The organism is Streptosporangium sp. NPDC002607 (assembly GCF_053592655.1).
Window position 1 is genome coordinate 170,605 of the sequence record NZ_JBSFWD010000007.1, and the last position, 10,575, is coordinate 181,179.

General features: G+C 70.3%; 10 protein-coding genes and 1 riboswitch. Of the genes, 7 read left to right on the plus strand and 3 right to left on the minus strand.

What is annotated here, in order from left to right:
- The first annotated feature begins 82 nt into the window (after window positions 1-82).
- The gene (locus ACWD3H_RS10865) at window positions 83-1,012 is read left to right on the plus strand and encodes a sensor histidine kinase (RefSeq protein WP_451954789.1); all 930 of its coding nucleotides are present in this window, start codon (window positions 83-85) and stop codon (window positions 1,010-1,012) included.
- Here ACWD3H_RS10865 and ACWD3H_RS10870 read toward each other — a convergent pair.
- The 3 genes from ACWD3H_RS10870 to ACWD3H_RS10880 all read right to left on the minus strand — a co-directional run bounded on the left by ACWD3H_RS10870 (window position 955) and on the right by ACWD3H_RS10880 (window position 4,172).
- On the minus strand, window positions 955-1,242 hold the full coding sequence (locus ACWD3H_RS10870) for an Lrp/AsnC family transcriptional regulator (protein WP_030910213.1): 288 nt from the start codon (window positions 1,240-1,242) through the stop codon (window positions 955-957). The two genes, ACWD3H_RS10865 and ACWD3H_RS10870, sit on opposite strands and share 58 nt — an antisense overlap.
- Before the next feature lie 43 nt (window positions 1,243-1,285).
- On the minus strand, window positions 1,286-3,010 hold the full coding sequence (locus tag ACWD3H_RS10875; protein ID WP_451954790.1) for a DEDD exonuclease domain-containing protein: 1,725 nt from the start codon (window positions 3,008-3,010) through the stop codon (window positions 1,286-1,288).
- An 82-nt stretch (window positions 3,011-3,092) separates the two neighbouring features.
- On the minus strand, window positions 3,093-4,172 hold the full coding sequence (locus ACWD3H_RS10880) for a phosphotransferase family protein (RefSeq protein ID WP_451954791.1): 1,080 nt from the start codon (window positions 4,170-4,172) through the stop codon (window positions 3,093-3,095).
- 268 nt (window positions 4,173-4,440) lie between these two features.
- On the opposite strand from ACWD3H_RS10880, the gene ACWD3H_RS10885 reads away from it, so the two are divergent.
- The 6 genes from ACWD3H_RS10885 (at window position 4,441) to ACWD3H_RS10910 (ending at window position 10,515) form a co-directional block, all read left to right on the plus strand.
- Window positions 4,441-5,703, plus strand: coding sequence for an NYN domain-containing protein (locus tag ACWD3H_RS10885; RefSeq protein WP_451954792.1), 1,263 nt, complete (start codon window positions 4,441-4,443; stop codon window positions 5,701-5,703).
- A gap of 63 nt (window positions 5,704-5,766) precedes the next feature.
- Window positions 5,767-6,399, plus strand: coding sequence for a hypothetical protein (locus ACWD3H_RS10890; RefSeq protein ID WP_451954793.1), 633 nt, complete (start codon window positions 5,767-5,769; stop codon window positions 6,397-6,399).
- Between the two features lie 148 nt (window positions 6,400-6,547).
- Entirely contained in the window at window positions 6,548-7,525 is a 978-nt protein-coding gene (locus ACWD3H_RS10895) for a C40 family peptidase (protein ID WP_355549647.1), read from the plus strand.
- A gap of 72 nt (window positions 7,526-7,597) precedes the next feature.
- Window positions 7,598-8,296: a class I SAM-dependent methyltransferase gene (locus ACWD3H_RS10900; protein ID WP_355549649.1), complete on the plus strand. Its 699-nt coding sequence runs from the start codon at window positions 7,598-7,600 to the stop codon at window positions 8,294-8,296.
- A 342-nt stretch (window positions 8,297-8,638) separates the two neighbouring features.
- A riboswitch (cyclic di-AMP (ydaO/yuaA leader) is annotated at window positions 8,639-8,798 on the plus strand.
- Window positions 8,799-9,009: 211 nt separating this feature from the next.
- Window positions 9,010-9,432, plus strand: coding sequence for a C40 family peptidase (locus tag ACWD3H_RS10905; protein ID WP_451954794.1), 423 nt, complete (start codon window positions 9,010-9,012; stop codon window positions 9,430-9,432).
- A 243-nt stretch (window positions 9,433-9,675) separates the two neighbouring features.
- Window positions 9,676-10,515: a hypothetical protein gene (locus ACWD3H_RS10910; RefSeq protein WP_451954795.1), complete on the plus strand. Its 840-nt coding sequence runs from the start codon at window positions 9,676-9,678 to the stop codon at window positions 10,513-10,515.
- Window positions 10,516-10,575: the final 60 nt, after the last annotated feature.

Genomic DNA, 10,575 nt, shown 5'->3' on the forward strand with positions numbered 1-10,575 from the left:
GGAACGTCTCAGCTCCCGGGTGGATGGAAGATCCACCCGAGAGCGGATGTGTCACCTCGGTGTGCCGTTCTAGGTTGCGACCATGTGGCGTGCTGACCCCCTGACCGAGCAGGTGTTCCCCATCCTGCTGGCCTGCCTGGTGCTCGGACTGTGCGTGGCCGTCGTGAGCCTGGTGTGGGATCGCAGGCTCCTGCTGCTGAGGCTCAAGTCCGCAGAGGACAGGTTCGTCGGCCAGCAGGAGGAAGTGGTCCGCGCCCAGTTCACCGAGAGGCGGATGCGCATCGCCCGTGAGCTGAACGACGTGGTCGCGCACGGAATCAGCATGATGACGCTCGGCGTGGGCGCCGGACGGATGATCATGGACAAGGATCCCGAGCGGGCCAGGCGGACCTTGCGGGTGGCCGAGGAGTCGGGGCGTCAGGCGCTCGTCGAACTCCAGCGCACCCTGTCGCTACTCGATCTCGACGACTCCTCGGCGGGCAGGACGCCCCAGCCCAGGCTGTCCGACCTGCGGGACCTGTTCACCGAGGTCCGTGCGGCGGGCCTGGGCGTGGACATGGTCGAGGACGGCAGGCCCGCCGAGGTCGCGCTCACCCTCGAACTGGTGGCCTACCGCATCGTCCAGGAGGCGCTCGCCAACACCCTGCGACACGCCGGCGCCCGCTCGGCCCGCGTCACGCTGCGCTGGCGGCCGGGCTTCCTCGACGTGCTGGTACGGGACGACGGCCAGGCCAACCCCGCGGCGACCGCGGGGCACGGCCTGTTCGGCATGCGGGAGCGGGCCGCCCTGTTCGGCGGGACGCTGGCGGCCGGGATCCTGCCCGGAGGGGGGTTCGAGGTGCGGGCGCGGCTGCCCATCTCGGGCGAGGCGGTCCCGGAGGCCGCCCGCAAGGGTATGGGGGACGTCACCGACCTCGAACCGACCCGCCCTCGCCTCCGCCCCGCCGGCGCGGGTCAGTCGGACTCGCCGAGGCCGATCGAGAAGGCGGCGTCCAGATCGTGCCGGGAGTAGGCGCGGAAGGCGATGTTGGTCTCGGTGTGCAGCACCCCCGCCACCTTGTTGATCCGGCCGGGGATGACCTCGGCGATCTCCTCGTAGGCGGTGACGCGGACCATGGCCATCAGGTCGTACTCCCCGGTTATGGAGTAGACCTCGCTCACCCCGTCGATCTCGGCGATCGTCTGGGCGACCTCGGGGATCCGGTCCACCTCGGCGTTGATGTGAACGATCGCGGTGACCACGAGCTTCCTCCTCGTTGAGTATTGCCTGCCGTCTTTGACGCTATCAGCGCAGCGGACGGCCCTCGCGCGCCCGGCGTGGCTCGGCCGCCTGGTAGGCGCGGTCGATGCGGGCCTTGAGCCGGCCGGCACCCGAGACGGGCAGGCTCCAGGTGCCCTCCACCTGCACCAGCCGCACCCCCGGGGACTCCAACCAGCGCAGGACACACTCGGTCTCCTCGGCGCTGGCGGCGTGGACCGGCCCGGGGCCGGGCGGCACCGTCTCGGCGGTGGCCGTCAGCGCCTCGACGAACGGGGTGGGGTGGGCGCCCCTCGGCATCACCCCCGCCGAGGCGAGCCGTCCGTACCGGATGACATGGATCTCCCAACGGCCGCCCGCCACGGGGGCGGCCGCGACCATCTGGGAGATGGCGGTCAGCGACCGCAGCCGCTGCATGCGGGCCGAGGTGCGGACGTAGGAGGCGAGCCGGTCGCGGTCGGCCGCGGCCTCCTCGTAGCGCTGGTCGAGGGCCAGGCGCTCCATCCTGGCCTCCATGGCGGAGAAGACCCCGGCCGCGTCCAGCTCCAGCGCCCGGCGCGCCGCCACGACGTGCACCGCGTACTCGTCGGGGGTCTCACGCCCCTCGCACGGTGCGCCGCACCTGCCGATCTCGGCGAGCGCGCAGGCGGAGCGCCTGGTACGCGGAGTGATCCGCTCGGTGCACTGCCGCAGCGGGATGGTCTCGTGCAACACGGTGCGGGCGTCCTCGGCGGCGCGGGTGCTGGTGAACGGGCCCAGGTAGGGCGCCTCGTCGTCCTTGACCTCGCGGACCACCGACAGGCGGGGGAAGAGCTCGTCGGTCAGCTTGAGCCAGAACATCTTCTCCGGATGGCGCGACCTGCGGTTGTAGCGGGGCTTGGCCGAGCCGATCAGCCTGAGTTCCCTGACCTCCGCCTCCAGCGGGGTCGCGCAGGCGATGGATCTGACCCGCGCGGCGATGCCGATCATCTCGCGGACGCGGGGCCGGGTCTCGCTCGCGGTGAAGTAACCGCGCACGCGGTTGCGCAGGTTGGTGCTCTTACCGACGTAGAGCGGGTCGCCGCCGGAGTCCTCGAAGACGTAGACGCCAGGTCCGGTCGGCACCGAGTCGGCCAGGTGCCGCTTGCGGCGCTGCTCGGGGGTGGGCGCGCGGACGAAGCCCTTGAGCTCCTCCAGCGTCTGCACCCCGAAGGAGCCCGCCCGCTCCAGCAGGGCGTGCAGCACGTCGACCGTGGCCCGCGCGTCGGCGAGCGCCCGGTGGCAGGGCTCGGTGTGGCTGAAGATCGCGGCCAGCGTGGACAGCTTGCAGTTGGGCGCCTCGTCGCGGGTCAGCAGCTTGCGGGCCAGGTCGACGGTGTCGACCACCTGGTGGGCGGGCGGCGGATACCCGTGCGCCGCGCAGGCCGCCCTGATGAACCCCAGGTCGAACCCGGCGTTGTGCGCCACCAGGGTGGAGCCCGCGGCGAACTCCAGGAAGGACGGCAGCACCGACTCGATCCGCGGCGCCGCCACGACCATGCCGTCGGTGATGCCGGTCAGCACCGAGATGAACGGCGGGATCGGTGAACCGGGGTCGACCAGGGTGCCGAACTCACCGAGCACCTCACCGCCCCTGACCTTGACCGCGCCGATCTCGGTGATCGCGTGCTCGCCCGCCGAGACGCCGGTGGTCTCCAGGTCGAACACGACGAAGGTGATCTGGCTGAGCGGGGTGCCCAGCTCGTCGAGTGTTCCCTGCACGGCGTAGTTCACGATTCACGACCATAGAAGCCCCGACCGACATTCACCGCACCGGGTTCTTTCGGCGCCGGACGCCCGGAACGCCCGTGGTCCGCTAGCTCCCGTCCAGCATCCGTTCGAGGGCGGCCCGGTGCAGCACCAGGTCGTCGGGGTCGTCCGGCATGGGCTGCTCGCCGAAGTGGATGCGGCGGTGCCAGACGCGGGCCATGATGACGCCGTGCCTGAGCGCGGCGTACATCTCGTAGAACTCCATGTCGCGTGGCTTGTATCCCGTTATTTCGTGATACGTCTCGCATACGTCCTCGCGTCGCATGAAGTCGGGTAGGCCGGGCAGTTCCATGACCTCGGCGATCTCCTGGAAGAACCGGTGCAGGAATATCATCCAGGCGATGTCCAGCTCGCGGGGGGCGATCGCGGCCATCTCCCAGTCCAGCACCGCCACCGGGGTGAAGTCGCGGTACATCACGTTCCCGATGCGGGCGTCGCCCCAGCTCAGCACGTCGGGTCCCGGATCGTTCGGCCAGTGCTCCCGCAGCCAGTCGAACGCCCGCTCCAGCAGCGGGATGCGCATCGAGCCGTGTGCCCACTCGTAGTAGGACCGCTGGTCGTCGACGTGCCTGCGCAGCGCGGACTCGCCCGTCCCCGCGATCTCCAGCGGGCGCAGCTCCGCCGCGGTGAACGGGGCGTCGTGCAGTCTGGTCAGGATCTCGACGCTCTGCCGCTGCAGCCGCGTCCGGTCGGCGGGGGAGGCGTCCAGCAGCCAGCCCTCGAAGGTGTAGGGCAGGACGTCCGGCGGCACGTCGCCGGTGAGCCGCTCCATCACGAAGAACGGGGTGCCCATCGGTGCGGGGTCGGGCTCGTACCACAGGGTCCGGGGCGCGAGGACGCCGGCGCGCTCCCTGGCCATCCGCATGACCTCGAACTGCCTGCCGAGGTCGTAGCTCGGGAAGACCGGCACGGCCTCGCTCGCCGGGGCCATCCGGGCGACGCAGCCGACCTCCCGCCTGCCCTCCGCCGCCGTCCAGGAGGCGTCGAAGAGCAGGGTCTCGCTGGACATGCCGTTGCCCGAGGGCGCCGACAGCCGGGAGAGCGTGACGGGGGATCCCACCCTGCCGGAGAGCCACGAGCGCATCCGTTCGTGTAACTCATCGAGGTCGCGGGTGGATGTCCGCATATCCTCGGCTTGCCGGCGCTGCTGATCCATCGCGCTCTCCCGGGTGGCGTGCGTCACAAGGCGATCCGCACAGTCGTAACCTAAGAGCAAGCGCTTGTCCATAAAGAGTTCACGGCCGGGTCGGCCGCCGTCCGCCTTACGGTCAGGTCGGGGTCAGGGTGCGCTAGCCGTACCCTTGACGTGAAGACCGATCCGAGTAGGGGCCGTGATGAGTTCAGCCGGAGAGGGCCTGTCTCGTCCGTTACCCGAGCAGGTTCGCTTACATGTCGTGGAACTGGCGTCCCAGATCCTCGGCTCCATGCCCGCCGCCTCGGTGCCGCCGCCGCTGAAGGGGATCGCCAAATTCGACCCCCGCAAACGCGCCAGGCTGGGTGGTGCGCCCATCGCCGCGCAACTGGAGACCGACAAGAAGTTCCGCGAGCTGGTCGCGGAGACGCTGACCGCGGGCTGGCCGGAACTGGTCACGAGTCTCGCCGAGGGTGCGGTCCCGCCGGCCGCCGAGCCCGTCATGGTGGCCGCCGCCGCCTACCTGACCCGGCCGCCCGGCTGGGCGGCCATGGTGGAGGCGGCCCGCGCGGACCTGGAGCGGTCGGCCGCCGTCGCCGAGGGCTCCGCGCAGGAACAGACGCTCTCCCGGCTGCGTGAGCAGTTGGCCGGCCAGAAGAGCGCGGCCAAGGAGGAGTCCGAACGGCTGCGCGAGCAGCTCAAGGCCTCGCGCTCGGAGGTCTCCGACCTGCGCCGCAGGCTGCACGAGGCCCGGGAGCGGGCCAGGGCGGCGGAGGCGCGTGCCGCCGACGCCTGGGAGGCGGCGGAGGAGGCGAAGGCCGCCGCGGTCTCGGCGGGGAGCAGCGTGGAGAGCGAGCTGCGCCGTCTGCGCGAGCGGCTGGCCGACGCCGAGCGTCAGCTGGAGTCGACGCGCAGGGCGGCCCGTGAGGGCCGCAGCGTGGAGGACACCAAGGTCCGCATGCTGCTCGACGCCCTGCAGGACGCCGCCGCGGGGCTCCGCAGGGAGCTCGCCCTGCCCTCCGGCATCCACCGCCCCGCCGACTCGGTGGCCTCGGTGGCGCCGGGCAGGCAGGGGGTCCAGGCGGTTCCCGCGCGAGCGCTCGCCGACGACGACCCCGCCCTGCTCGACCAGCTGCTCGCGCTGCCGCAGATCCACCTGATCGTCGACGGCTACAACGTGACCAAGACCGGTTACGGTACGTTCACCCTCGCCGACCAGCGCAATCGCCTCCTCACCGGCCTCGGCGCGCTCTACGCGCAGACCCGCACCGAGCTGACCTGCGTTTTCGACGGCGCCGAGTTGAACGGGCCGGTCCCGGTGTCGGCACCCAGGGGGGTACGGGTGATGTTCAGCGCCCCCGGGCAGATCGCCGACGACCTGATCCGCCAGCTGGTCCGCGCCGAGCCCACGGGACGCGCGGTCGCGGTGGTCTCCTCGGATCGGGAGGTGGCCGAGTCGGTCCGCAGGATGGGCGCCCGGCCGGTTCCCTCGCTGCTTCTTCTCAGACGTCTGGGGCGGGCGTGAACCTTTCCCGGTGACGGCGCATCGAACCACCGGAAGGTATTTCGATCTCTCCAGGGGCACTCGATGAAGAAGATCATAACGCTCGCCGTCGCCGTTCTGGTCATCGGGGCGACCGTTGCCACACCCGCCGCCGCGGCTGCGGCGGCCGGCATTCCCAAGGGCTTCCTGCTGTACGAGAAGGACGCCGCGAAGAAGGACGACAACCCCGAGACCAACTGGACGGTCAGCAACTCGGCGAAGGCCCGGCTGGCCGTCAACCCGTGTGACAGGGCCGCGCTGGCCGCGACCGGCAGGACCGCCGCGCGGACGGTGACCTTCACCGGCGTCCCGGACTTCCTGAAGGTCGAGCAGGTGATCCTGTACCGCTTGAAGGCCGCCGCCGCCGGAGCCGTGGCCCAGCTGCGTTCCGCCCTGACCACCTGTGGTTCCAACACCAACGCGGGCTCCACCTACCGTTACGTCTCCTCGCGCCTGACCGGGCTCGGGGACGAGGCGCTGAAGGTCTCCGGGCAGGTCTACTACGGCAAGAAGGCCGGCGTGGGCGGTGACCGCAGCGTGCTGGTCAGGAAGGGCAACGCGGTCCTGGTCTACCTCTGGGGCGGTGAGTACTCCAAGCCGGCGAAGAGCGACTGGGCCAGGCAGCTGAGCGACGCCAGGAAGATGACCGCGAAGATCTGCGACATCGCCGCCTGCTGACCGGGCGATCCGGGGCCCCAGGGAGACCGGGACTGCTACCTGCAGCTATAGGGCTAAACACGGGAAAAGGTGATCTAAACCTTACTTGTTCTGTACTATTCGCCGCAGGTCTGTGCAGTCTGGAGGCGTTGACGTGGCCGTGGCGGGTATGCCGGTTGGACTCATTCGGATACCGGTGGCGGCCGGGCTCGCCCTCGCGCTGCTGATGGTGCCGGTGAGCGGGGCCTCCGCGGAGCCGAAGCCGACACTCGCCCAGGCCAAGAAGAAGCTGGAGAAGCTCAACGAGCAGGCCGACCAGATCGTCGAGAAGTACAACCAGGCCTCGGAGAAGTGGAAGCGGGCCAAGAAGAAGTACGTGACGCTGAACAGCGAGCTCGCCCGGCAGAGCGAGCAGGTCGCCGGGCTGCGCAAGGAGCTCGTCGCGATGGCGGTCAGCACCTACCAGTTCGGCGCGGTCAACAGCTGGGAAGGCATGATCTACCAGGCCGACCCCGGCGCGCTGCTGAGCGGCCTGGCCTCGGTCGACCAGATGTCGGCCTCCCGGGCCCAGTCGCTGAGCGCCTTCGACGAGGCCACCAAGGCGCTGCGGCTCAACAGGAACCTGGCCAAGGGCGCGCTGAGCGAGGCCGACGAGACGCGCGGCGAACTGGCCAAGGAGAAGGCCAAGGCCGACAAGATGGTCAGGGCTCAGACGAAGCTCCTGCGCGAACTCAACGTTTTCAAGACGGGCAATCCCGAGAGCACCGGGATCCAGTACAGCGGCCCCGCCTCGGGCAACGCCCGCGCCGCCCTGCAGTTCGCCTTCGCGCAGGTCGGCAAGCCCTACCAGTACGGCGGCACGGGGCCTGGCGGCTGGGACTGCTCGGGCCTGGTCCAGGCCTCCTGGCGCAGCGGGGGGGTCAGCCTCCCCCGTACCACCTGGGAGCAGTGGAGCTGGGGCACCAGCCGCAAGGTCTCGCTGAACGACCTCCAGCCGGGCGACCTCATCTTCAGTGAGGGCCTGGGCCACGTCAGCATGTACGCGGGCAACGGGCAGATCGTGCACGCCCCGCAGACCGGCGACGTCGTCAAGGTCGTCCCGCTCTCGGCCTACGGCCGTCGCCTCGTCGGAGCCGTCCGCCCCTGACGCGCGGTGCGCGGGTCCCGGCGGCCGAAAAACCGGGTGCGTCGCGCGCGGCGGCGCTGCCAGCATCGGAACATGATCACTTCATGGATGCTCGACGAACTCGCCCATGCCGGTCCCGAGCACCTCGACGCCGCGTTCGTCGCCGGGTTCGACCGCAAGCAGGGCAGGCCTGATCCGGGGGAGGACCTCGCCGCGCTCGCCGGGCGCGGCCTGGGGGAGACGGCGACGGTCGTGGAACTCGGCGCGGGGACGGGGCAGTTCGCGCTGGCCGCGGCGCGGCGGTTCCGGCGCGTGGTGGCGGTCGACGTCTCCCCGGCGATGCACGACTTCCTGACCGTCCGGGCCGCCGAGGACGGCCTGGCCAACCTCGAATGCGTGCGGGCGGGCTTTCTCTCCTACGAGCACGCCGGGCCACCCGCGGACGCGGTCTACACCCGTCACGCCCTCCATCAGCTCCCCGACTTCTGGAAGGCGGTCGCACTCGACCGCATCGCGCGGATCGTACGACCGGGGGGCGTCCTGCGCCTGCGCGATCTGATCTTCGATTTCCGGCCGGCCGAGGCCGACGCCGTGCTCGGCCGCTGGCTCGACGGCGCGGCCGACGATCCCGCGCTGGGTTATACCCGCGAGGACTACGCCGAGCATCTGCGCACCGAGTACAGCACCTTCCGGTGGCTTCTCGAGCCGATGTTCGACGCCGCCGGGTTCGAGATCGTCGAGGCGGACTTCAGGGAATCGATCTACGGCGCCTACACGTGCGTCCGGCGCTGACCCGTGCTCCGCGGCGGGAGAGGGCCCCTCGCGGCTTCAACCGTGAATTATGGCAAATGTGATGAACATTACAGAAATCGCGATTTGTCGGGCGTGATTCCTAGGGTGTGACGAGAGTCATATCTCAATAGCATAAATAGCCATTAAGCAGGGGTAACAGGAAGATCACGAAGGCTTATTGATCTTCTTGTTTGGCGAATGCTTTGCCGAAGGTTGGAGATCGGGGTAACTTCTGGCCTCGCGACGTGCAAGCCATGCCGTCGCGGTGAATGTCGGTCTTCGGGCCGGTGTCCCTATAGAAATCCAACCGGCCGCCGTTCCCCTGCCGGGGACGGACCTCATCACGGCGGCCCGCCGAATCTATGCAGCCAGGAGGCATGGAACCGGGGACCCAAAAGGCCCGACACAGCGTGGCCAGGGGTGAATCAGCGCATTTGCGCCGTAGGGCATCTTCCAAGCCCGAACCCGTCAGCTAACCCGGTAGGCATCAGTGGAAGCACCAAGGAGAAATCCTGTCTACCACCCCGTGTAACACCCGTCTGTCGCGCCTTTTCCGCCTTTCCCTCGGCGGCATCGCCCTAACCCTGACCGCCTCAGCCGGAGCGGTCACCCTGGGGCCGACGGCGGCCAGGGCGACGACGGACAGCACCCCTGAGATCCTGGTCAACACCGCGGCCGGAGTCTCCGAGCAGGCCGAGAGCACGAAGAGAACCGTGCACAAGGCCAAGGCCGGTACCAAGGTCAAGACCAAGATGAGCAGGGCGGCCCTGCAGAAGGTTCGGGCTCGCAAGGCCGTCTCGACGGCCAAGAAGCAGGTCGGCGATCCGTACCGGTGGGGTGCCTCCGGTCCCGGCGCGTTCGACTGCTCGGGGCTCGTCAAATACGCCTGGCGCAAGGCGGGCGTGTCCATTCCCCGGATCACGCACAGCCAGTACCGGGCGATCAGGAAGAAGGTCTCGTGGAGCCACCTGCGCCCCGGTGACCTGATGTTCTTCAGCGGAAAGGGCCACGTCGGCATGTACGTCGGCAAGGGCAGGATGGTCCACTCGCCGAGCAGCGGCAAGACGGTCCGGATCGTGAAGCTGGAGGGGTACTACCGGTCCTCCTTCGCCGGAGCGGTCCGGCCCGGAGCCTGAGCAGGGGCGTCGGCCCCGTTCCTCACATGTGCGGGGACGGGGCCGCTCCGTTTCCGGCGAAGGCCGCGAGCGCGTGGCCGGCGGCCTGGGCCGGCGCGGATCCGCGCTACCGGATCACCTTTCCGGCGGCAGAACACGGCAGGTCAGGGCACGCTCGCGCCCCGGCGGGCACTCCCGTGCGGGCCTTCACCTCCGGCCCGAAGGCCGGAGCGCCGGCCCGCGTTCCGCTAGCATCACATCGTTATGTCCGTCCCGAAGGGGCGCCGCACCGTGCTCGCCGGGATGCTGGCGCTGATGAGCGTGGGCCCGTTGGCCGGGACGGGACCTCTCCTGGCCGGAGCCGGCCCGCTTCCTCGCGACCCTCTCCACCGCGCCGGAGAACTCCCCGTCGACCTTCGCGACCTGTGGCCCGGTGCCGCCGTCGTCGTCCGGGGCGAGCACTCCCTCGTGATCGGCCACGACGTCTCGCCCGCCGTCCTGCGGGACCTGGCCGCCAGGGCCGACCGGGCCCGCCGCGCGGTCGCGGCGATCTGGGGGCCGGTCCGAGCGGTGATCCTGTTCCCCGCCACCGACGCCGAGGCCGCGGCACTCGCCGGAGCGGAGAGCACCCGGGGCCTGGCCGCGATGGCGACCGCGGACCGGGTGATCGTCCTGCCCTCGGGCTACGCGAGGCTCAGCACGACCGGCAGGGACGTGGTGATCACGCACGAACTCGTGCACGTGGCCACCGGCGCGACCCGTGGCGGCCGGGTGCCGATGTGGCTGTCGGAGGGCTTCGCCGACTACGTGGGCTACCGCGATGCCGGGATCCCGGTGCGGACGGCCGCCGCCGAACTGGCCGCCGAGGTGCGCGCCGGAGTCCTGCCCACCCGTCTCCCCGGTCCCGCCGACTTCGCCCCCGGCGCCCCGCGGCTCGCGCAGGTGTACGAGGAGGCCTGGCTCGCCTGCCGGTTCATCTCGGAGCGCTTCGGCGAGAAGGCTCTGGTGAGGCTCTACGGTGGCGATGTCACCGGCACGCTCGGCCTGTCGCCTGCCCAACTCACCGTGGCGTGGCGTGACTACCTCGAAAAGGAACTCGCCTGACATCCTTGTGTCCTTTCCCGGTCCAGGGCTCACCTGGCGGATCTCGCCGTGGCGAGGAGT